Here is a 21,184-nt window from a genome sequence, read left to right as displayed (position 1 = left end):
CCGCTGCACCATGTGTTGCCCGCGCAGTTGCCGCCCGGTCGTCGCGTGGTGTTGTCGGCCGGCATGTTACCGGGGTTGTCCGGTCTGTTTCCCAAGGTGTTGGCGGCGTCCTTTGAACGTGTCGACACCGTGCGTTGCTATGCCGTCGGGCTGGGGCGGCTGTCGACAACGGCCGCCGAGGATTTTCTGTTGAGCCTGGGCAACGGCTACGGCCAGGCCTCGATGGGTTGGGCCGAGGGCCGTGCAGTCAAGTCCGCCGTGCCCGCCGATGAACACTTCGAGCGGCCCTGGCTGGTGGGCGGTGCGGTGACGGCCTATCCCTACCTCACCACCGAACAGCGACGCCTGTTTACGGCGTTGCGGGTGCCGCAAGCGGAGGGCTACAACCTGTTCGACGGCGGGCACCTGCGAGCGGCACTGGGGCGTATCCAGGGTTCGCCGCCGGCACTCAGGCACTCGGCAGAAAACGTCACCAGCCTGGTGCAGGCCAGTGCCCTCGACCTGGCAGGGCGCACGCCCTACCAGTTGCTCGCGGTGGAAATGGAAGGCCTGCAACACGGCGAACCTCAGCAGGCCAGCGCCTGGCTGCGTGCCGGTGATGGTTCGGCGTTGACCGGCACGGTGGCGGCCATCTGCGCGCTGCAATGGGCCCGGTTGCCCGAGGGCACGCACTACGCCGCTCAGGTGATGGACGCCGACGACTGCCTGCGCCAGGTGCTGCGCTGGTTGCCGCACACCCGGATCCACGTCACCACTGAGCTGGAGGAGGGCGTGCTATGAAAAAAGTCGCCAGCCCGTGGCTGCGGCGTTACCCGCAGCCTCACACCCCGCGTTGCCGATTGGTCTGTCTGCCCCACGCGGGCGGCAGCGCCGGATTTTTCAGTGGTTGGCAGGCGCTGTTGCCGGTCGACATTGAAGTGGTCAGCGTGCAATACCCCGGCCGCGAAGAGCGTCTGGCCGAGACCTGGCCCGGCAGCCTGGAATGGATGGCAGGCACCATTACCCGGGCGCTCTGGGACCTGTCCGACCGGCCGTTGGTGCTGTTCGGCCACAGCATGGGCGCTGCCTTGGCCTATGAGGTGACGCGGCGCCTGCACCGTCAGGGCAAGGCCCTGCAACGGCTGATTGTTTCCGCCCATCCGGCGCCTCACCGACAACGCCACAGCCAATTGCACCAGGGGCCGGATGCCGGGTTGCTGGCGGATGTGCGACGCCTGTCGGGGGGTGCGCCTTCGCCATTGGATGACCCCGAGATGCAGGCACTTTATCTGCCCGCGCTGCGCAATGATTACCGCCTGATCGAAACCTATCGCGGCGATATCGGCGAGCTGCTGGACGTCCCTGTGAGCGTGTGCCTGGGCACCACCGACCGCGAAGTGGACCAGGAAGAAGCCCACGCCTGGTCGGAGGTCACGCGCCAGGTCACCGACTTTCGAACCTTCGACGGCGGGCATTTTTACCTGCGCGACAGCCAGGCCGACCTGATCGAGCACCTGGAGCTGTTGCTGGGCAGTCCCGCCGAACCGGCCTGGCAGTGCTGGCCGTCGACCCCATGAGCAGAGAATCCTATGAAAACACCTGAGCAGTGCACCGGGCTGGAAGACGTCCGCCTGGGTATCGACACCCTGGACGAGCACATCATCCGCGCCCTCGGTCAGCGATTGGCCTATGTGAAGGCTGCGGCGCAATTCAAACCGACCGAAGCCAGCATCGCCGCCCCCGAACGGGTCGCCGCCATGCTGCCCCATCGCCGTCGCTGGGCGGAGCGCGAAGGGCTGGACCCGATGTTTGTGGTGCCGCTGTTCGCGCAGATCATCCAGTGGAATATCGACCAGCAAGTGCGCCATTGGCGCCAGCAGCATCAAGGAGCCGAGCATGAGTGAGCGTCTGCCGGGATTGCTTCAGGCGCTGACCCAGGGCGAAACCCTGGCGCGCGATAAGGGCGCCGCGGTGCTGGTGGTCTTCAGCCTGGCCTGGGAGCGCCTGGACCCGCTGCGGCTGTTCGCCGCCAACCGCCAGGTGCTCGGGCAGAGCCTGTTTTGGTCCAGCGACCGGGGCGCCATGGGCGTGGCCGGGTTTGGCTGCACCGAAGAAATCAGCCCCGGGGTGGATGATCGCTTCAACGCGAGCGCCCTGGCGTGGCAAGCGCTGCTGAGCGAGGCCCACCGGGTGGGGCCGCGCCAACCGTTGCTGTGCGGCGGTTTTGCCTTCGACCCGCAGGGGCCGCGTTCGCTCAAATGGCAGTCGTTTGCCGCAACGTCCCTGGTGCTGCCACGCATCCTGCTGCTGCGCGAGGCCGAGCAACACCATGTGATCTTCAGCCAATGGCTGGAGCCGGGGGCCGACGCCGAGCGTTGCGCCCGGAGCCTGGAAGCTCAGTGGGCCCTGCTGTTGTCGCGCTACGCCAGTGCGCCACGCCAGGAGATTCCCCTCGGCACCCCCAATGACGAAAACGTCATCAGTGCCCAGCAGTGGCAGGACAGCGTGGCGATGGCCGTGCAGCGCATCAACGCCGGTGACCTGCGCAAGGTGGTACTGGCCCGCGAAGTACGGCTGTGTACCGAGCGCACCATTCCCTGTGGCCCGCTGCTGGAAAACCTCAAGGCGGCCTATCCCCAGGCCTACCTCTTTGCGTTCAGCCGGGGTGACAGCTGCTTTCTGGGCGCCACCCCCGAGCGGCTGGTGCGCGTGGCCCGTGGCACACTGAACACGGTGGCCCTGGCCGGCACCTGTCGCCGTGGTCGCCATGAGCAACAGGACACCGAACTGGGCCAGGCCCTGATGGACAGCCCCAAGGACCGCCACGAACACGCCCTGGTGGTGCAAACCCTGCGCGACGCCTTGCAGCCGTATTGCGCGATGCTCGACATTGCCAGCCAACCGCAGTTGCACCGGCTGGCTAACGTGCAGCACTTGTTGACGCCGGTGATGGGCCGCTTGCATCCCCACGTGCAACTGCTGCAACTGGTTCAGGCGCTGCATCCGACGCCGGCGGTGGGCGGCCTGCCACGCCGTGAGGCAATGGCGTATATCCGCGAACACGAGCAACTCGATCGGGGCTGGTACGCCGCGCCGGTGGGCTGGATGAATGCGGAGGGGGACGGTGAATTCGCCGTGGCATTGCGTTCGGCGCTGATCCGTGGCTGTGAGGCGCACTTGTTCGCCGGCTGCGGCATTGTCGCCGAGTCGGACCCGCAGAGTGAGTACGAGGAAACCTGCCTGAAACTGCGGACCATCCGCGATGCCTTGCGGCCCTCGGGAGTGGCACAGGTGGCATCAGCCTGAAGAAGCTTCTCGCCCGGCAGGCCGGGCGAGAGTATGACGGGTGTTGATCAGTTCAGGCCAAGCTTGCCACGCAGCGTGGACAGGTCTTCAGCCAGGGTATTAACCGGGCCAACCAGGGCTTTACGGTCGGCTTCCTTGACCTTGTCGTAGGTCTCAAAACCGCCATCCTTGGTTTTGTACTTGGCCAGGATCTTGTCCACGGTGGCGAAGTTTTTGTCGACTTTGGCAACGAACGCCTTGTCTTGCTTCTCGATCTGCGGACGGAACAGGTCGACGATTTTCTTCGCGCCGTCGATGTTGCCCTGGAAGTCATACAGGTCGGTGTGGCTGTAACGGTCTTCTTCACCGGAGATTTTGGTCGCGGCGACTTCTTCAAGCAGGGCAGCAGCACCGCCTACGACTTTTTCCGGCGGGAAGGTCAGGCCGTCCACGCGGGTTTTCAGGTCTTGTACGTCGCTGTTGAGCTTGTCAGCCAGGGCGTCCAGGCCTTTGGTGGTGTTCTCGGAGAACAGGGTGTACTCGATGCGGTGGAAGCCGGTGAAGTCTTCGGCTTTCACGCCTTTTTCGTGGTCGTCTACGCGTGAGTCGATGGAGGCGTCGAGGTCGCTGAACAGCTCGGCGATCGGCTCGATGGACTCATAGTGAACGCGGGTTGGCGCGTACAGCTTCTTGGCCGTCGCCAGGTCGCCTTTTTTCACCGCATCGGTGAACGCCTGGGTCTGGGTGACCAGCTCACCGATTTCTTCGGTGACGTAGATTTTGTAGTCCGACACCGGCCCTACCAGATCCAGTGGCGCGGTGGCGGCAAAGGCGGCCAGCGGCGAAAGGCTCATTAACAACGACAATGCGAGAGACGACTTCTTCATGGGACGATTTCCGCTCTGGGGTTTGTTTTAGGTATTGGCAGTGGTTTGTGGATGTGTCGCATCAAGCAGCGTGCGCCCGATGAAATCCTGGGGCCCGGTGACGCCTGGCAAGGTGAAGAAATAACCGCCGCCGACCGGCTTCAGGTATTCCTCCAGGGGCTCGCCGTTGAGCCGGGTTTGTACGCTGATAAAGCCTTTCTCCAGGTCAGCCTGGTAGCAGATGAACAGCAGCCCCATGTCCAGCTGACCGTTTTTATTGACGCCGTTGGAGTAGTTGAACGGCCGGCGCAGGATCAGGTTGGCCTGGGTCTGCGGGGTACGCGGGTTGGCCAGGCGGATGTGCGCATCGAGCTTGGTCAACTTGCCTTCCGGGTCCTTGCTGTAGTCCGGGACCTGGGTTTCTTTCTGGCCGTCCATGGGCGCGCCACTGGTCTTGATCCGGCCAATGATGCTTTCTTGCTCTTGCAGGGGCGTGCGGTCCCAGCGTTCGACGAAGTTGCGGATGATCCGCACCGCCTGGTAGCTGCCATTGGCGGCCCAGGCCGGTTCGTCACTGCCGGGTTGAACCCACACAATCTGGTCCATCGCCTTGTTGTCGTTGGAGTTCGGGTTGGCCGAACCGTCGCGAAAACCGAGGAAGTTGCGCGCACTTTGTGCCGGCTCACCGGGACGGGCAGGGGCCTGGGGCGGCACGCTGCCTTCCTGTTTCCAGCGCACCAGCAACAGGTCCGGCATGTTCTTCACGATGTCGCGCAGGGCGTGGATGTTGGTGTCCGGGGTGTTGGAGCTGAACTGCAGGCTCAGGTCGCCGTGGCACTGCGCCGGTTCCAGCGCATCGTTGGGGAAACCGACCATGCGGATCAGGCGCTTGGGCTTGACGGCGGCCAGGCCGAAACGCTCGTCGAACAGCGACTCGCCGACCGAGACGGTGATGGTCAGGTTATCCGGCGTCACCACCGGGCCGAGGATGCCGGAATCGGTAGGCGGCAGTTTCGGGTCGACTTGCACCACGGTGCCGCCGGTCATCAGGAACGCGATGCGCTCGTTGAGGGTGCGGAACAGCCGCTCCAGGTCTTCGCGGTCACTGGCCAGTACGTCAAACGACACCAGCATGCCGCAGGCCGGGCGCGGGGTGACGATGCCGGTCTGGTGCTTGCCATGGAAATCGTGATGGTCCTGGGTTTTTTCACTGCTTGGCGCGGTGGTCACTTGCGCAGCCGCGTTGGCGGCCATGGCCGGGCAGCTCAGGCTGCTGCCGGCAATGGCGGCGCCGGTGGCAGCCATGCCCAGCAATACACGACGACGCTGGGCGGAAAATTGTTCTGAATCACTCATGTCTACGGTCGTCTTCACTTCAGGCCGGAAAGGCCAAGGGCGGGGTCGATTCCATCGAGTGCAACGGCCAGAGCCTTGGCCTTGTCGGCGATCTGCTTGCGCTGATCGGCGGTAACGCTGTCATACGTGGCGTAGCGGCCATCGACTTTCAAGCCGTTGAGCTGGGCGTCGAGGGCGGTGATCGCACTGTCGATGCCCGGCAGCAATGGCTCGGCCGATTTGGTCAACAGGGGGCGCATCAGGTCGACCACCTTGCGGGCGGCGTCCAGGTTGGCGGCGAACCCGTTCAGGTCGATATGGCTGTAGCGTTCTTCCTCGCCACTGGCGGCGCGGACGTCAGCCAGGCTGTTGAGGTTGCGCACCACAATGCTCACCAGTTGTTCCGGCGGCAGCGACTGGGCCAGCAATTGTTGCTTGAGGCTGGTGACGTCGGTGACCAGGCGCTGGGCGACCGGGGTCAGGCCGTCGAGGTTGCGCTGCTGGAACAGGCCGTATTCAAGGCGGTGGAAGCCGCTGAAGGCCGGGTCCTGCTCGCGTTTTTCAAAGTAGTCGGCGCGGGCGTTGATCGCGTTGTCCAGTTCCGCCAGGCGTTGCGAGGCCGGAGCCAGGCGCTGGTAAGCCTGGCGGGCCGGCACGTACAGTGCCTGGGCCTGGGTAAGGTCGCCGGCTTCGATGGCTTGTTCAAGCGCGGTAACGGCCTTGACCAGGGCGCTGCCCTGGCTGCTCAGGTACACGCGGAATTCCGACAGCGGGCCGATAAACGCCACCATCGACGGCTTGGCCTTGGCTTGCGCGTCTGACTCGGCTGTTGGCGTGACCTTCAAGGTGCCGCGCGGGTTGCTCAGCAGGCCGCAGGTGATCTGGTAGTCGCCGGGCAGCAGGTTGGCGTTGATCACCTGGCTCAGGCCCGGGGCGATGTTTTCGCGTTCTTCGACCACCAGCACGCCGTCAAGGATTTCCCACTCCACGGCACGGTCCGAGCGGTTGATGATGCGGAAACTGGCGTGGCCGGCCGGCACCGTCAGCGCGTTCGGCTCGCAGCTGTGGGCGTGGATGGTCACGGCAATTTCATTGTGGTTGGCCTGGCGCTTGGAGGCGGCCAGTTGCGAAGCGTAGTAGAACAGGCCACCGGCGGCGATCATCACGACCACCGAGCCGCCCACCGCCCAGCGCAAGGCGCGGGAGGGCGGAGCCGGTTGAGGGGTTTGGTTGGACAAGAGGCGGTCCTTACTGGCTGGAAACGGAAGAGGTTGTACGGGTGGCCGGCTTGCTCGGCGGCGCCGGCAAGAAGAACATCACCAGGGCCACGGCCAGGTAGATCAGGTAGGCCCCGAGGGTGCTCACGGTCGGGGCGTCCTGGTAACCGAACATGCCGGCCAGCACCGAGCCCAGCGGGCCATCCATCGGCAGCGTCGCGCTGAAATCGAACAGGACGGTTTGCAGGTGGTTCCACACCCCGGCTTCGTGCAGGGCTTGTACCGAGTTGGCCAGGATGCCGGCGGCCACCACCAGGATGAACAGGCCGGTCCAGCGGAAGAACGCACCGAGGTTCAGGCGCATGCTGCCGGTGTAGATCAGGAAGCCGACGATGATCGCCAGGATCAGGCCGAGCAGGGCGCCAATCGGCGCGCCCGGGCCTTCGCTCTGCTGGAACACGGCCAGCAGGAAGAACACGGTTTCCAGGCCTTCGCGGGCCACGGCGAAAAACACCATGGCGATCAGCGCGGTAACCTGGTGTTTGGACCCGGCCAGGGCGTGATCGAGGGATTCATGCAGGGAATGCTTGATGGAGCGCGCCACCTTGCGCATCCAGAACACCATGGAACTGAGAATGCCCACGGCTACCAGGCCGACGATACCTTCAAACAGTTCCTGTTGTTTTTGCGGGAATTCGGCACTGACCAGCTCCAGGCCACCGCCCACCAGCAGCGCCAGGGCGGCTGCCAGAAAAACGCCGATCCACACTGCTGGCATGTACTGGCCACGGCCAGTCTGCTTGAGATAACTGGCAATAATGCCAACGATCAAGGCCGCTTCTATGCCTTCACGCAGCATGATTAAAAATGGAACAAGCATTCGGCACCGAATCATCATTAGATAGGATGCTAAGTTGTAACATAATGATACTCATTACTAAACAGTAAATATTGACCTTTACTGAACCTTGACTGAACGGTGGTGGCAAACCGCAACCGCCACTAGAATGCGCGGCATCGTTCCAGCCACCGGACTGCGCCATACCCCATGTCGGAAAAAGACACGATCTCCATCCATCTGGTGCGCGAAGCCCTGTTGCAGAGCTGCGCGCCGGGTGCGGCGACCCACGAAGTGCTGACCAAGGTCGGGATTGATCCGGCGCTGCTGGAACAGCCAGCCGCACGCGTCCCTGCGACGGCTTACGCGCGTCTGTGGCGCCTGCTGGCACGGCGCATGGACGATGAATTTTTCGGCATGGACCCACGCAAGCTCAAATCCGGCAGCCTGGAATTCCTTTGTCGCGCCTCGATGGCACAACCGACCCTGGCCGCAGCGCTGGAAACCGGCCTGGGCTTTCTGTCGCTGATGTTCGAGCGCATGCCTGCACAACTGGTACACCAGCAGAGCCTGGCGGAAATCGTATTGTGGGAGCCGGAGCCGGAACCCAAGCGGGCCTTCACCTATTTCGCCTACTGGATGATCGTCCATGGCGTTGCCTGCTGGCTGGCAGGGCGGCGCATCCCGATCCTGGCGATTGAATTGCGCTGTCCGCAACCGGACTTTTGCGACGACTACCAGGTGATGTTCTCCGACAACCTGCGTTTCGACCGGCCCCGCACCCGGATGATTTTCTCCGCCGACTGCCTCGACCTGCCGATCAAGCGCAGCCCGGAAGAGCTCAAGCGCTTCCTGGCCCATGCCCCAGCCAATATCCTGGTCAAATACCGCGACCCCGACAGCCTCGCCACCCGCATCAAGACCGACCTGCGGCAAATGCCCGCCGACACCTGGCCGGAAACCGAAGGGCTGGCGGCGTCCCTGTGCATCTCGGCGTCGACCCTGCGCCGGCGCCTGGCGGAAGAAGGGCAGACCTACCAGGGCCTCAAGGACAGCGTGCGCAAGGAACTGGCGATCGTGTGGCTGGCCGATGCCGACATCAGCTTTACCGAAATCGCCACCCGCCTGGGGTTTGCCGATGCCAGCTCGTTCTACAAGGCGTTTCGCAAGTGGTCGGGCTCAAACCCCGGGCATTACCGAAGTTTGATTCTCAATGAGGCCAGTTGAATCACGCAGCCTCGCTATATCCATTTGCTACCTCTTCAGGGAGATATCTGTTGCGAAAATTATGGGCTGTGTTTTTTTGCTGCGCGCTCTTCCCGCTGACCGCCTGGTCGGCGATGGGTATCGGTGATTTCACCCTGGGCATGCCGCGCCAGCAGGTCATCGAGATCCTGCAGCGCCATTTTCCGGCAGTGACACTGGAAAAGAACATGCTGTTTGAGCCGCCGATGCCTTACTACAGGGCACTTGAACCGAACCGCGCCTATAACCTGGGTGATGTTCCGATATACGTTGTGCGGGCCTACTTCGATGGGGCCGACCGGCTCAGTCAGCTCGGCATAAGCTTCAACACTACCGATGCCGAGCGGGTCAAAACGCTGGTGCCGTTGATGCGCCAGGCGCACCTGGCCCCAGGCACAGATGAAGGTCGGTACGAAGCGCTTTTCGATGACGGTGAGCTGACCTATTCAGTCAACAATTTTTATGAGTGGACAACCGTCGAGATCGCTGACAAACGCATGTCAGACCTGAATATTCGGATGCGCGTCCACGACGACCAGTTCGCCCGTTCGGTCCGGGAAAAGCACCCGCAGCTCTTCACGCCGTCCAAGTAGTGTGTGAAAAATCCACGCGCCCGTTCCTGGTCGTTGATCCAGGCAAAAAAAAGCCCCGCGACCGAATGAGTGCACGGGGCAAAAAATTGGCTGGATGCGACCAACCAAAGGAGCTCTTTAAATCACATCACTTGGCACTGGCGATGGTGGTACTCGGCTGCCAGCCACCCCCCAGCGCCTTGTAGATCGCCACGATGCCGCGATACAGATCCACCTCGGCCTGGGCCTGGGAATCCTCGGCGGCCAGACGCTCACGCTGTGCGTCCAGCAACACCAGGAAGTCCACCGTACCTTCGCGGTAGCGAATCTCCGCCAGATCGGCAGCGGCGCGGCTCGACTCACTCTGACGAATCAGCGAGACCAGGCGCTGCTGGCGTTTGCCGTAATCACTGAAGGCATTTTCTGATTCTTCCAGCGCCAGCAACACCTGCTGCTCATACGTCGCCAGGGCACCATCAGCCTCGGCATCCGCGCCCCGCAACCGCGCCCTCACGCTGCCCAGGTCGAACGCCGCCCAGGTAATGCTTGGGCCCAGGGACCAGGCATTGGCTGCTGCCGAACCAATCTGCGAACCACGCCCGGCGGTAAAGCCGAGGAAGCCGCTGAGGCTCACCCGCGGAAACAGATCAGCCTTGGCCACGCCAATCCGCGCGGTGGCTGCTGCCAATTTACGTTCGGCACTGAGGATGTCCGGGCGACGTTGCAGCAGTTGCCCCGGGTCCCCAATCGGCAATGCCTTGGCAATCGCCGGCAAGTCTTTCGGGCTCAGGTCCACGGTCAACTTGTCCGGGCGCTCGCCGAGCAGGGTGGCGATGCGGTTACGCTCGCGCACTTCCTCGGCCTGCAGTTGCGGCACGCTGGCTTCTACAGCGGCCAGACGCGCATCGGCACGCACCACGTCGAGCTGATCGCCCACACCGGCATCCCGCAGGCTGACGGTGATGCCCCGTGAATCTTCCTGGTTCTTCAGGTTGGCAACGGCGATTTTCTCGCGCAGTTGCGCGCCCCGCAGTTGACCGTAGGCATCCACCAGCTCGGCAATCATGGTGACTTGCAGCTGATACAGATCGGCTTCGGCTGCCTGTTGGTCAGCGTCGCTGGCTTCCAGGTTGCGGCGGATGCGCCCGAACAAATCCACTTCCCAGGCCATGTCCAGGCCCAGGTCATACCGCTCGCTGTTGACGCGGTTGGTGGTCTGGCCGGGAATCTGGCCTTTGCCCACGTCGCTGCTGACGCGGCTGGTGATCACCGGCATCACGTCGTTGGCGGCGTCGTCACGAATCGCCCGGGCGGCCCGCAGGCGGGCAAATGCCACCCGCAGGTCACGGTTGCCGTTCAGGGCTTGAGTCACCAACTGGTTGAGGGTCGGGTCGTCGAATTGCTGCCACCAGATGCCTTCGTACTTCGCGTGGTCGTACTGCTTGGCGTCGGCGGCGGCCGTTACGTTGGCCGCCTCCAGTGGCTGGGTTTTATAGTCCGGGCCCACGGCACAGGCGCTCAGCGCCAGTACCAGCAAGCTCGGCAGAAATACTTTCACGCTCATTGCTGTGTCTCCAGCTTCAAGGCCTTGGCCGCTTTGCGGGCCTCACCGCGCTCAACAAACCGGCGGATCAGTACATAGAACACTGGCGTCAGCAGCAGACCGAAGAAGGTCACGCCGATCATCCCGGAGAACACCGCCACACCCATGGCATGACGCATCTCGGCACCGGCACCGCTGGACAACACCAGAGGCACCACACCCATGATGAAGGCGAACGAGGTCATCAGGATCGGCCGCAGACGCAGACGGCAGGCTTCCAGTACCGCGGCGAGCGGGTCGAGGCCTTCCTGCTGTTTATCCTTGGCGAACTCGACGATCAGAATCGCGTTCTTACAGGCCAGGCCCACCAGTACGATCAGGCCAATCTGGGTAAAGATGTTGTTGTCGCCGCCGGAGATAATCACCCCGGTGATGGCCGACAGCAGGGTCATCGGTACGATCAGGATCACCGCCAGTGGCAGGCTCCAGCTTTCGTATTGGGCGGCCAGTACCAGGAACGCCAGCAGTACGCAGAGCGGGAACACGAACAGCGCGGTGTTGCCCGAGAGGATTTGCTGATAGGTCAGGTCGGTCCACTCGTAGGTCATGCCGTTGGGCAGTTCATCTTTCAACAGTTTCTCGATCGCCGCCTGGGCCTGGCCGGAGCTGTAGCCCGGTGCGGCGTTGCCGTTGATCTCTGCAGTGATGAAGCCGTTGTAGTGCATCACGCGGTCCGGGCCCGAGGTGTCGCTGACCTTGATGAAGGTCGCCAGCGGGATCATCTCGCCTTTGTTGTTACGTACTTTCAACTGACCGATCTGGTCTTCATCCAGGCGGAACTGTTGATCAGCCTGCACGTTGACCTGGTAAGTCCGGCCGAAGCGGTTGAAGTCGTTGGCATACAACGAACCCAGGTAGATCTGCAGGGTGTCGAAGATGTCGCTGATCGCCACGCCGTGGGTCTTGGCCTTTTCGCGGTCGATGGCGGCATCGACCTGGGGCACGTTGACCGTGTAGCTGGTGAACAGGCCGAACAACTCGGGGGTGGTGCGGCTTTTGGTAATGATGTTCTGGACTTCTTTATACAGCTCGTCGTAACCCAGGTTGCCACGGTCTTCGACCTGCAGGCGGAACCCGCCAATCGTACCCAGGCCCTGTACCGGCGGCGGTGGGAAGATCGCCATGTAGGCTTCCTGGATACTGCTGTATTTGCCGTTCAGTGCACCGGCAATCGCGCCGGCCGACATGCTCGGGTCTTTACGCTCATCGAACGGTTTCAAGGTCACGAACACGATGCCGCTGTTCGGGCTGTTGGTGAAACCGTTGATCGACAGGCCCGGGAACGCTACGGCACTTTCCACGCCTGGCTGTTTCAGCGCGATGTCGGACATGCGCTTGATCACGTCTTCGGTACGGTCCAGGCTCGCGGCGTCCGGCAATTGCGCGAAGGCCACCAGGTATTGCTTGTCCTGGGCCGGTACGAAACCGGTAGGTGTGTGGGCAAAGCCCAGCCAGGTCAGGACCATCAGGCCGGCGTACAGGAACAGGGCGATACCACTGCCGCGAATCACTCGGCGCACAGTGCCGACGTAACCATGGCTGGCCTTGTCGAAGAAGCGGTTGAACGGTTTGAATAACCAGCCGCCCAGCAACTTGTCGAGGAACTTGGAGAAGCCGTCTTTCGGTGCGTTGTGACCTTTAAGCAATACCGCGGCCAGTGCCGGCGACAAGGTCAGCGAGTTGAACGCCGAAATCACCGTCGAGATCGCAATGGTCAAGGCGAACTGCTTATAGAACTGCCCGGTCAAGCCGCTGATAAAGGCCGCTGGAATGAACACCGCACACAGTACCAACGCGGTCGCGATGATCGGGCCGGTCACTTCGCTCATGGCCTTTTCAGTGGCCGGGAACGGTTCCAGTCCAAGCTCGATGTTCCGCTCGACGTTCTCCACCACCACGATGGCGTCGTCCACCACGATACCGATGGCGAGTACCAGGCCGAACAGTGACAGTGCGTTGAGTGAGAAGCCGAACAGGTGCATCACCGCAAACGTACCGATCAACGATACCGGCACCGCCACCAACGGAATGATCGAGGCGCGCCAGGTTTGCAGGAACAGGATCACCACCAGCACCACGAGGATCAGTGCCTCGAAGAGCGTGTGTACCACCGCTTCGATGGAGCCACGCACGAAGATGGTCGGGTCATAGACGATGCTGAAATCCATGCCTTCCGGGAAGCTCTTTTTCAGCTCCGCCATCTTGTCGCGTACTTCGTTGGAGATCTGGATTGCGTTGGAACCCGGGCGCTGGAAGATCGGGATCGCCACCGCCGGCTGGTTGTTGAGCAGCGAGCGCAGGGCGTATTGGCTGGAACCCAGCTCAACCCGTGCGATGTCTTTGAGGCGGGTGATCTCACCGTTATCGCCGGAGCGGATAATGATGTTCTCGAACTCTTCCTCGGTGACCAGGCGGCCCTGGGTGTTCACCGACAACTGGAAGCTGGTGGCATTCGGTGCAGGTTGCGCACCCAGGGCACCGGCGGCCACTTGACGGTTCTGCTCGCGAATCGCGGTCACCACATCCGTGGCGGTCAGGTTGCGCGAAGCGGTCTTGTTCGGGTCCAGCCAAACACGCAGGGAGTAGTCGCCCATGCCGAACAGTTGCACGTCACCCACGCCGCCCAGGCGTGCCAGCTCATCCTTTACGTTGAGCAAGGCATAGTTGGACAGGTAGAGCATGTCGTAGCGCTTGTCCGGGGAGGTCAAGTGCACAACCATGGTCAGGTCGGGGGAGGCCTTGTCCACGGTAATACCGATACGCGTCACTTCCTCAGGCAGCTTTGGCTGAGTCCGGGTGACACGGTTCTGTACCTGTACCTGCGCGTTGTCCAGGTCGGTGCCCAGGGCGAAGGTGATGGTCAGGGTCAGCTTGCCGTCGGCGGTCGACTGCGAGGACATGTACAGCATGTTCTCGACGCCGGTGATCGCTTGCTCCAGGGGGGCGGCTACGGTTTCACCGATGACCTTGGGGTTGGCGCCCGGGAAGTTCGCACGTACCACGACGGTCGGCGGCACCACTTCCGGGTATTCGCTGATCGGCAGCTGGAACAGCGAGATCGCACCCGCGATCAGGATCAGCAGCGAGAGCACCGCTGCGAAGATCGGCCGCGAAATGAAGAACTTGGAAAAATTCATCTTGAGTTGTATCCCTTAACCGCGTGGAGTCGCGACACTGGCGAGCTTGGGCGCGGCTTTATCCGGCGCCACTTGCTCCAGGTTGCTGGCTTCAAGCGCTTGTCGTTGTTGTGCCAAGGCGGCGAGGGTTTCCTTGCTGGCCATCGGGATGGTTTCCGGCGCAACCGGCGACCCCGGGCGAACGCGCTGCAGGCCCTTGACGATGATCGTGTCGTCCTTGTTCAGGCCGCTGCGCACGATGCGCAAGCCTTCGATCTTCGGCCCCAGTTCCACGGCGCGATAGGCGGGCTTGTCGCCGTCCATCACCAGTACGAACTTCTTGCCAAGGTCAGTGCCCACGGCTTCATCGTTGATCAGCACGGCGGAGTAGGTGCCGCTGCCGACCAGCTTCAGGCGGGCATACAGGCCAGGGGTGTATTCACCCTTGCTGTTGTCGAACACGGCGCGACCGCGAATGGTGCCGGTGGCCGGGTTGACCTGGTTGTCGACGAAGTTCATCTGGCCCAGGTGCGGGTTGCCGTCTTCATTGGACAGGCCCAGGTACACCGGGGTGGTGGCGCCACGGCGACCCTGGCGTGCGAGTTCGGTGTACTTGAGGTACACGCGCTCATCGGCGTCGAAGTAGGCGTAGACCTTGTCGGTGGACACCACGCTGGTCAGCGCGGTGACATCGGCGGTCACCAGGTTGCCGGCGGTGATCTCGGCACGGCTGACACGGCCGCTGATGGGCGAGGTGACGCGGGTGAAGCTCAGGTTCAGCTTGGCCAGGTCCAACTGCGCCTGGATCCCGGCCACCGTGGCGTGGGCTTCCTGGGCGGCGGTGGTGCGCGAGTCGGCCAGTTCGGCGGAGATCGCATTGCTCTGGCGCAGGCGTTCGCCGCGCTGGGCTTCGTTATCGCTGCGGGTGGCGGCGGCCTTGGTTTGGGCAAGTTGTGCTTCGAGGCGGCGCACTTCAGCCTGGAACGGACGCGGGTCGATCTGGAACAGCAGGTCGCCTTTCTTGACCAGTGCGCCTTCGGTAAAGGCTACCTGATCGATCTGGCCCGACACGCGCGGACGAATCTGCACGGTTTCCGGTGCTTCGAGGCGGCCGGTGAACTCGTCCCACTCGTTGACCGGTTGTTCCAGCACCTTGGCCACGCTGACGTGGCTCGGTGGCATGGCGGCCGCTTGTTCTGGGGTCTTGCCGCACGCGCTCATCACCATCACGGCCAAAATGGCCAGGGGATAGCGCAAATGTTTGAGTGACTGTTCCATGAGGTGCATCCGCCAATGTATTTAAGATGGGCGGATCATGCTCGGCGGGGTGCTATCTCAGAAATCGAATGAAACAAAGGTAACTATCATTCGGAATGATATAAGCGTAAAGCGAGCCCTCTAGCATGAGGGTTTCGTTAGGGAGCTATCAATAGCGTTGATGACAAAGGAGTGTTGCGCAGGATGCAAGGAACAGCGCGCCGTGCAAACTGTCGAGGGTGGCTGCTATTCGAATGTGCACAGCGCGGGGTTGGTTGCCTTGCATTCGTTTCCTGTCCAGGCGCTGCCAACAGGCTTGGCGTTGGCTTGGTTTTTCAGGGTCATGCTCACCGGTTCATGGTTCTGATCGAGGTAGTGGCATGCCACAGACGACTGACCCTGGCTGCTTTGGATCACCGCCTTTTCGAACTGGACCTGGTGCAGGTCCTTCTGCTCTGTCATCGGGTTTTGCCCGGTCCATTGCTGACCGCTCGGGCCGGACGCGGTGTAGGCAACCACTTCGCCGGACGGCGTCTTTTTGAAAGCATCTTTAAGGGCATTGGTGGGCGGGCAGGCGCCAGCCCCAGCATAGGCGTTGCCCACCAACGCCATCAGGGTAATCACGAGGGCTGAGGTTTTCTTGAGCTGCCTATTCATCACGCGTGCTCCTGATCTTGAGAAACAGTGACGTGAAGACTAGCCCAAACCGGTAACGCCGGACGCTGTTAAATCCACACGTCGTTGATCGCGGTGCGCTCCCCACCTTCCGTGCCGGTATTCAACACACCGCAGGGCTCGATCAGCAGCAACTTCACCTCACCCAATGCGTGCGGCTTGTGCTCGACGCCTATGGGCACCACGTACATTTCCCCTTGCCGGATTGTCACGGCGCCATCGCGAAAGTCGATGCGCAGCGTGCCTTCCAGCACGATAAAGGTTTCATCGGTGTCGGCATGGTCGTGCCAGATGAAGTCACCTTCAATCTTCACCACCTTGAACTGGTAGTCGTTCATTTGCGCGACGACCTTGGGCGCCCATTGCTCGCTGAACAGGGCGTATTTGCTGGCGAAGTTGATCGGTGTGTAATTCGTCGAGGTGGAGGTGGCAGGCATTGGAGGTTCCAGGGTTTCATTAGGTCGGAGCCCTAAGTTAGGCGCATCGGTCCCGCCGGATATTGAATGATCGTGCAGCGCGCAACGCTGGGGTGTGGACGCAACTGTTGGCTGGGCAACAGCAGTCGGACAGTTGTGGTTTGCGCGGGACAGCGCAATACCGAGTGTTGTTTTCATCCAGTTGATTTTATTGATATTTATTTGTGGCACGGGCTCTGCAATACACACAGGTGAACCCTTTCACCCGTCGCTCAGCGGAGCCTTGTATGCCTTGCACCTTTTTCTCGCGTTCACGTTTCATCTGGCTGGGCGCAGCGCTCTTGCTGGGCCACGCCGCCATCTCCCAGGCCGCCGAGGGCGACGACACGGTGCCGTCCCTGGCCGGCAAGCGCATTGCCGTGAGCATGACCGGCACCAGTCACTATTTCGATATCAAGGCCTTCCAGGCACAGGTCGACGAGATCAAGCGCCTCGGCGGCACGCCCATCACCCTGGATGCCGGGCGCAATGACAAGAACCTGGTGACCCAGCTGCAAACCGTGGTCACCCAGAAACCCGATGCCGTGATCCAGACCCTTGGCACCCTCAGCGTGATCGACCCGTGGCTCAAGCGCATCAGCAAGGCCGGCATCCCGCTGTTCACCATCGATGCGCCTTCGCAGTACAGCCTCAACAACACCACCTCCGATAACGTCGCCACCGGCAAGGCCCTGGCCGACCAGTTGATCAAGGACGCCGGTGGCAAGGGCAAGATCCTGGTGTTCAACGGCTTCTATGGCGTGCCGGTGTGCGCGATTCGCTACGACCAGCTGAAGCTGGCGCTCAAGGATCACCCACAACTGGAGATCATCCAGCCGGAGCTGCGGGATGTGATCCCCAACACGGTGCAGGATGCCTATTCCCAAGTGTCTGCGTTGCTCAACAAGTACCCGGCCGGCAGTGTCTCGGCGATCTGGGCGGCGTGGGACATTCCGCAACTCGGCGCGAGCAAGGCGTTGATCGATGCCAAGCGCACTGAGATCAAGACCTACGGGGTGGACGGCACGCCTGAAGTGCTGGAACTGCTTGGCCAGGCGAACTCGCCGGTGGGCGCGGTGGTGGCCCAGCAACCGGCGCTGATCGGCAAGACCGCGGTGCAGAACGTCGCCCGTTACCTGGCCGGGCAGCGGGACCTGCCCAAGGAAACCCATGTACCGACGTTGCTGACCACCGCTGCCAACCTGGCGCAGGTCCAGCAATTGCGGGGTGACTGATGGCGGCGTTGCACCTGCAGCATCTGCGCAAACGCTTCGGCGCCACCCTGGCGCTGGATGATGCGAGCCTGAAAGTCGAGCGCGGCACCATTCACGGCCTGGTGGGCGAGAACGGTGCCGGCAAATCGACCTTGATCAAGGTGTTGGCGGGTATCCATAAGGCGGATTCGGGGCAGGTGAGCATTGACGGTCAGTCGTACGCCTCGCTCTCGCCGCGCCAGGTGGACGCGCTGGGTGTGCAGTTCATTCATCAGGAGCGGCTGTTGCCGGCGAGTTTCACCGTGGGCGAAGCGCTGTTCTTCGGGCATGAGTTGCGCCGGGGCCCGTTTGTCGATCGGCGGCGGCAACAGCGCGAAGCCGAGCGCTTGCTGGCGAACTATTTTGAACTGCAACTGCCGGCCGGCGCACTGGTGGGCGAGCTGAACAGCGCTGAACGCCAGGTGCTGCAAATTACCCGGGCGTTGATTCGCCAGCCGAAGATCCTGGTGTTCGACGAGCCCAGCGTGGCCCTGGTCAAGCGTGAAGTCGATCAATTGCTGCGGATCGTCAAGCGTCTGCGGGACCAGGGGTTGTCGATCCTCTACATTTCCCACTATCTGCAGGAAATCGACAGCCTCTGCGATGAGGTGACGGTATTGCGCAATGGCCGCGATGTGGCGGTGGTGCAGCCGCGGCACACCTCCAGCGCGCGGATTGCGCGGTTGATGGTCAATCGCGACGTCCAGGAGATGTACCCCAAGGCGCAGGTCGAACCCGGCGAGCCGTTGCTGCAAGTGCGCGGGCTGAGCCTTGCCCGGCGCTACCGGCAGGTCGACCTGGAACTGCGCCGGGGCGAAATCGTCGGCCTGACCGGGCTGGTCGGCTCGGGCGCCAAGGATTTGCTCAAGACCCTGTTTGGCGTGGTGCGTGCCGACAGCGGCAGCATTCATCTGGAAGGGCGTTTGTTGCGCCTGCGTTCCCCTGGGGACGCCATCGCCCAGGGGATTGCCCTGGTGCCGGAAGAGCGCCGCAGCCAGGGGATTTCGCCGCTGCTCTCGGTGCTGGAAAACCTCACGCTTGCTGGCCTTGAGCGCTTCAGTCGCTGGGGTGTGCTGAGCAAACGCCAGGAACAGGCCGAAAGCCTGCGGCTGATCAATGAATTGGCAATCAAGGCGCCGGGCCCGCAGGCAGCGGTCAGCCAGTTGAGCGGCGGCAACCAGCAGAAGGTTGCCCTGGGCAAATGGCTGAGCCGGCGCTCGGCGGTGTACCTGCTGGATGAGCCGTGCGTGGGGGTGGATGTCGGCGCCAAAGTCGAAATTTATCGCCTGATCGGGCGTCTGGTGGAAGAGGGCGCTGCGGTGCTGGTGCTGTCCTCGGACCTGCCGGAGCTGCTGGGCATTTGCGACCGCATCCTGGTGTTGCACCGAGGCGAGATTGCCGGCGAATTCCAGGCCGGTGAGGCGGACAGCGATCAACTGCTGGCGTGTGCGACGGGCGCGGTGCTACCCACCGCATCCGTACCGGTGAAACAGGAGGTGGCGCATGTCCCTGCTTGAAACGGCTACCCCGGGTTTGTCCCAGCGATTATGGGTGCTGCTGTTGCGCCGTGGTTCGGCGGGGGTGTTCCTCGCGATCTTGCTGGGGTTTGCCGTCTCTGCGCCGAATTTCCTGTCAGTGGGCAATATCGCCAATGTGTTCAGCCAGTCGGCGATTCTCGGTGTACTTGCCTTCGGCCTGACCTGCGTGATTATCGGCGGCGGCTCCAACGTGGTGGCCGGCGGCCTCGACCTGTCGCTGGCGGCAAACCTGGGGCTGTGTGCGGCGGTGTTCAGCCGGCTCAACAACGCCGGCCTCGACCTTTGGGCCAGCCTGTTGCTGACCCTGGCCTGCGGCCTGGCGGTCGGTCTGCTCAATGGCCTGGCCGTGGTGGTGCTGCGCCTGCCACCCTTGCTCGCGACCCTGGCAAGCATGAACGTGCTGGCCGGGCTGGAGCTGGTCCTGACCGAAAACACCGTGGTCTCCACGGACTCGCCGTTGCTCGACCTGCTCAGCGGCGGGACCTGGCTGGCCGTGCCGGCGCTCGCCTGGGTGTTGCTGGTGACAGCCTTCCTGCTGACGTTGCTGATTCAGCACACCGCCTACGGGTTGCGCCTGCATGCTGTCGGCGAATATCCACACGCTGCCGAGGCCGCCGGGATTCGGGTGCCGGCCTATGTGCTTTCCAGCTATTTGCTGTCGGGGCTGTGTGCAGCGGTGGCGGCCTTGTGTTCAGCCGCCTTTTTCAGTGGCAGCACCACGGGCTCCGGCGACATGCTGTTGTCGGTGGTGGCGATCGCTTTTCTCGGGGTGGTGTTTTCCCGGCGACTGGTGGCGAGTATTCCCGGGACCTTGCTGGCGACCTTGTTGATCGGCTTTTTGATCAACGGATTTCAGTTGCTCAACCTGTCGAGCTTCTGGGTCAACGGTGTGCAGGGCGTGCTGATTCTGCTGGTGGTCGCGGCCTCCAGCGCATTGAACCGGGGAGAGCGGTCATGAGTCGGGTCACAGCGTTAAAGGTGCAAGGCGGCTGGCGTTCGCTGTTGCCCCTGACGTTGCCGCTGGTATTCGTGGCAATCGTGCTGGTGTTTGCCTGGCAGGCGCCCGCATTCCTCAGTGGCGGCAACCTGAAAAGCCTGGTGCTGAACAACTTCGTGCTGCTGGGGATTGTCGCCATCGGCATGACCTACGCGGTAGCGGCCGGTGGCATTGATTTGTCGGTAGGCACCGCGCTGGATTTCGCCAGCTTCAGCTTCGTGGTGTTGCTGAATGCCGGGCACGGGTTGGGTGTGGCGATTGCTGGCGCGTTGGCCGCCGGGTTGCTGGTCGGGCTGTTCAATGCCGGGTTGATCGCGGGGCTGCGGATCAGTCCGTTCCTGGCAACCCTGGGCACCTTGTTTATCGGCACCAGTGCCCAGCAGTTGCTCTCGGACGGCGGCCAGCCGATCTACATCGCCCAAGGCTTCAAGCCCGAGCTGGCGAGCTTCAGCCTGTTGGGCGTGCCCTTGCCGTTATTGATCGTGCTGGTATTGGCCGTGGTCTACGGCTTGTTGCTGGCCCGTGGACGCCTGGGGCGCGAACTGCTGGCCCAGGGCACCCAGCCGTTGCTGGCGTATTACTCGGGGCTGTCGGTGCGGCGCATCGTCACCACCACGGTGCTGGCGGCGGCGCTGGCGTGCGCGGTGGCGGGGATTCTGCTCAGTTCGACGGTAAGCGCGTATGTGCCGCTGTCGGGCAATGCGTTCCTGCTGAATGCGATTGGCGCGGTGTTTATCGGCACCACCCTGAATCGGCAAGGTCGGGCGAATATCCCGGGCACGCTGCTGGGGGTGCTGTTTATCAATGTCATCGCCAATGGCTTGCTGTTGATCGGCTGGAATTTCTACTGGCAGCAGGTAGCCACCGGTGTGCTGATTTTTGTGGTGCTGGCCTTCAGTTTTATCAGCCGCAGGATTGCGCAGAACACCTGAGGCGCGGCGCCCCAGGTGTGC

General features: G+C 62.5%; 19 protein-coding genes. 10 read left to right on the top strand and 9 right to left on the bottom strand.

The window, feature by feature from the left end:
- The 4 genes from MUM_RS0110005 to MUM_RS0109990 all read left to right on the top strand — a co-directional run.
- Positions 1 to 780, top strand: a 780-nt coding sequence (locus tag MUM_RS0110005; RefSeq protein ID WP_010169500.1) for a hypothetical protein, incomplete at its 5' end; no start/stop codon positions are given.
- On the top strand, positions 777 to 1,556 hold the full coding sequence (locus MUM_RS0110000; protein ID WP_010169499.1) for a thioesterase II family protein: 780 nt from the start codon (positions 777 to 779) through the stop codon (positions 1,554 to 1,556). The genes MUM_RS0110005 and MUM_RS0110000, both read left to right, overlap by 4 nt.
- A gap of 12 nt (positions 1,557 to 1,568) precedes the next feature.
- A complete protein-coding gene (locus MUM_RS0109995) occupies positions 1,569 to 1,883 on the top strand; it encodes an isochorismate lyase (protein ID WP_010169498.1) in 315 nt (104 codons plus the stop codon).
- Positions 1,876 to 3,285, top strand: a complete 1,410-nt coding sequence (locus MUM_RS0109990; RefSeq protein WP_010169497.1) for an isochorismate synthase — start codon at positions 1,876 to 1,878, stop codon at positions 3,283 to 3,285. The genes MUM_RS0109995 and MUM_RS0109990 overlap by 8 nt, the downstream gene beginning before the upstream one ends.
- 47 nt (positions 3,286 to 3,332) lie before the next feature.
- Here MUM_RS0109990 and efeO (MUM_RS0109985) read toward each other — a convergent pair whose 3' ends face one another.
- Genes efeO (MUM_RS0109985) through efeU form a run of 4 tightly spaced genes read right to left on the bottom strand, consistent with a single transcriptional unit; the run spans position 3,333 to position 7,562 of the window.
- Entirely contained in the window at positions 3,333 to 4,151 is an 819-nt protein-coding gene (gene efeO, locus MUM_RS0109985) for an iron uptake system protein EfeO (RefSeq protein ID WP_029615831.1), read from the bottom strand.
- A gap of 27 nt (positions 4,152 to 4,178) precedes the next feature.
- Positions 4,179 to 5,486: an iron uptake transporter deferrochelatase/peroxidase subunit gene (gene efeB, locus MUM_RS0109980; protein ID WP_010169495.1), complete on the bottom strand. Its 1,308-nt coding sequence runs from the start codon at positions 5,484 to 5,486 to the stop codon at positions 4,179 to 4,181.
- A gap of 14 nt (positions 5,487 to 5,500) precedes the next feature.
- On the bottom strand, positions 5,501 to 6,703 hold the full coding sequence (gene efeO / locus MUM_RS0109975) for an iron uptake system protein EfeO (RefSeq protein WP_010169494.1): 1,203 nt from the start codon (positions 6,701 to 6,703) through the stop codon (positions 5,501 to 5,503).
- Between the two features lie 10 nt (positions 6,704 to 6,713).
- A complete protein-coding gene (efeU, locus tag MUM_RS0109970; protein ID WP_010169493.1) occupies positions 6,714 to 7,562 on the bottom strand; it encodes an iron uptake transporter permease EfeU in 849 nt (282 codons plus the stop codon).
- Between the two features lie 168 nt (positions 7,563 to 7,730).
- Here efeU and MUM_RS0109965 point away from each other — a divergent pair, with 168 nt between their 5' ends.
- Positions 7,731 to 8,747 carry an AraC family transcriptional regulator gene (locus MUM_RS0109965; protein WP_010169491.1) on the top strand — a complete coding sequence of 339 codons (1,017 nt, stop codon included), beginning with the start codon at positions 7,731 to 7,733 and terminating at the stop codon, positions 8,745 to 8,747.
- A gap of 50 nt (positions 8,748 to 8,797) precedes the next feature.
- Positions 8,798 to 9,358, top strand: coding sequence for a hypothetical protein (locus tag MUM_RS01000000132465; protein WP_010169490.1), 561 nt, complete (start codon positions 8,798 to 8,800; stop codon positions 9,356 to 9,358).
- 127 nt (positions 9,359 to 9,485) lie between these two features.
- Here MUM_RS01000000132465 and MUM_RS0109955 read toward each other — a convergent pair whose 3' ends face one another.
- From MUM_RS0109955 to MUM_RS0109935, 5 genes are all read right to left on the bottom strand, one after another.
- Positions 9,486 to 10,901 carry an efflux transporter outer membrane subunit gene (locus MUM_RS0109955; protein ID WP_010169488.1) on the bottom strand — a complete coding sequence of 472 codons (1,416 nt, stop codon included), beginning with the start codon at positions 10,899 to 10,901 and terminating at the stop codon, positions 9,486 to 9,488.
- Positions 10,898 to 14,077, bottom strand: coding sequence for an efflux RND transporter permease subunit (locus MUM_RS0109950; protein ID WP_010169485.1), 3,180 nt, complete (start codon positions 14,075 to 14,077; stop codon positions 10,898 to 10,900). Before MUM_RS0109950 ends, MUM_RS0109955 begins: the two co-directional genes overlap by 4 nt.
- Before the next feature lie 15 nt (positions 14,078 to 14,092).
- Positions 14,093 to 15,334: a multidrug efflux RND transporter periplasmic adaptor subunit MexE gene (gene mexE / locus MUM_RS0109945; RefSeq protein ID WP_010169483.1), complete on the bottom strand. Its 1,242-nt coding sequence runs from the start codon at positions 15,332 to 15,334 to the stop codon at positions 14,093 to 14,095.
- A 225-nt stretch (positions 15,335 to 15,559) separates the two neighbouring features.
- Positions 15,560 to 15,970 carry a DUF3757 domain-containing protein gene (locus MUM_RS0109940; protein ID WP_010169481.1) on the bottom strand — a complete coding sequence of 137 codons (411 nt, stop codon included), beginning with the start codon at positions 15,968 to 15,970 and terminating at the stop codon, positions 15,560 to 15,562.
- 68 nt (positions 15,971 to 16,038) lie between these two features.
- Positions 16,039 to 16,425, bottom strand: a complete 387-nt coding sequence (locus MUM_RS0109935) for a cupin domain-containing protein (RefSeq protein ID WP_010169479.1) — start codon at positions 16,423 to 16,425, stop codon at positions 16,039 to 16,041.
- A 266-nt stretch (positions 16,426 to 16,691) separates the two neighbouring features.
- On the opposite strand from MUM_RS0109935, the gene MUM_RS0109930 reads away from it, so the two are divergent.
- From MUM_RS0109930 to MUM_RS0109915, 4 genes are read left to right on the top strand one after another with little or no spacing between them, the layout of a single operon-like run.
- On the top strand, positions 16,692 to 17,678 hold the full coding sequence (locus tag MUM_RS0109930) for a sugar ABC transporter substrate-binding protein (RefSeq protein WP_010169477.1): 987 nt from the start codon (positions 16,692 to 16,694) through the stop codon (positions 17,676 to 17,678).
- Positions 17,678 to 19,213 (top strand): sugar ABC transporter ATP-binding protein, encoded by a 1,536-nt coding sequence (locus tag MUM_RS0109925; RefSeq protein WP_010169475.1) that lies wholly within the window; start codon positions 17,678 to 17,680, stop codon positions 19,211 to 19,213. Before MUM_RS0109930 ends, MUM_RS0109925 begins: the two co-directional genes overlap by 1 nt.
- Positions 19,200 to 20,192, top strand: coding sequence for an ABC transporter permease (locus MUM_RS0109920; protein WP_010169473.1), 993 nt, complete (start codon positions 19,200 to 19,202; stop codon positions 20,190 to 20,192). Before MUM_RS0109925 ends, MUM_RS0109920 begins: the two co-directional genes overlap by 14 nt.
- Entirely contained in the window at positions 20,189 to 21,163 is a 975-nt protein-coding gene (locus MUM_RS0109915; RefSeq protein WP_010169472.1) for an ABC transporter permease, read from the top strand. Before MUM_RS0109920 ends, MUM_RS0109915 begins: the two co-directional genes overlap by 4 nt.
- Positions 21,164 to 21,184 lie beyond the last annotated feature (21 nt).

The organism is Pseudomonas sp. PAMC 25886 (genome assembly GCF_000242655.1).
Taxonomy (GTDB): Bacteria; Pseudomonadota; Gammaproteobacteria; order Pseudomonadales; family Pseudomonadaceae; genus Aquipseudomonas.
This window is presented reverse-complemented; position numbering and strand designations above follow the sequence as displayed.

Excerpts from the sequence above, each read along its gene's own strand:
- MUM_RS0110000 (WP_010169499.1), top strand. The coding sequence starts at position 777 with ATGAAAAAAGTCGCCAGCCCGTGGCTGCGGCGTTACCCGCAGCCTCAC.
- MUM_RS0109995 (WP_010169498.1), top strand. The coding sequence starts at position 1,569 with ATGAAAACACCTGAGCAGTGCACCGGGCTGGAAGACGTCCGCCTGGGT.
- MUM_RS0109990 (WP_010169497.1), top strand. The coding sequence starts at position 1,876 with ATGAGTGAGCGTCTGCCGGGATTGCTTCAGGCGCTGACCCAGGGCGAA.
- efeO (WP_029615831.1), bottom strand. The coding sequence starts at position 4,151 with ATGAAGAAGTCGTCTCTCGCATTGTCGTTGTTAATGAGCCTTTCGCCG.
- efeB (WP_010169495.1), bottom strand. The coding sequence starts at position 5,486 with ATGAGTGATTCAGAACAATTTTCCGCCCAGCGTCGTCGTGTATTGCTG.
- efeU (WP_010169493.1), bottom strand. The coding sequence starts at position 7,562 with ATGCTTGTTCCATTTTTAATCATGCTGCGTGAAGGCATAGAAGCGGCC.
- MUM_RS0109965 (WP_010169491.1), top strand. The coding sequence starts at position 7,731 with ATGTCGGAAAAAGACACGATCTCCATCCATCTGGTGCGCGAAGCCCTG.
- MUM_RS0109955 (WP_010169488.1), bottom strand. The coding sequence starts at position 10,901 with ATGAGCGTGAAAGTATTTCTGCCGAGCTTGCTGGTACTGGCGCTGAGC.
- MUM_RS0109950 (WP_010169485.1), bottom strand. The coding sequence starts at position 14,077 with ATGAATTTTTCCAAGTTCTTCATTTCGCGGCCGATCTTCGCAGCGGTG.
- mexE (WP_010169483.1), bottom strand. The coding sequence starts at position 15,334 with ATGGAACAGTCACTCAAACATTTGCGCTATCCCCTGGCCATTTTGGCC.
- MUM_RS0109940 (WP_010169481.1), bottom strand. The coding sequence starts at position 15,970 with ATGAATAGGCAGCTCAAGAAAACCTCAGCCCTCGTGATTACCCTGATG.
- MUM_RS0109935 (WP_010169479.1), bottom strand. The coding sequence starts at position 16,425 with ATGCCTGCCACCTCCACCTCGACGAATTACACACCGATCAACTTCGCC.
- MUM_RS0109930 (WP_010169477.1), top strand. The coding sequence starts at position 16,692 with ATGCCTTGCACCTTTTTCTCGCGTTCACGTTTCATCTGGCTGGGCGCA.
- MUM_RS0109925 (WP_010169475.1), top strand. The coding sequence starts at position 17,678 with ATGGCGGCGTTGCACCTGCAGCATCTGCGCAAACGCTTCGGCGCCACC.
- MUM_RS0109920 (WP_010169473.1), top strand. The coding sequence starts at position 19,200 with ATGTCCCTGCTTGAAACGGCTACCCCGGGTTTGTCCCAGCGATTATGG.
- MUM_RS0109915 (WP_010169472.1), top strand. The coding sequence starts at position 20,189 with ATGAGTCGGGTCACAGCGTTAAAGGTGCAAGGCGGCTGGCGTTCGCTG.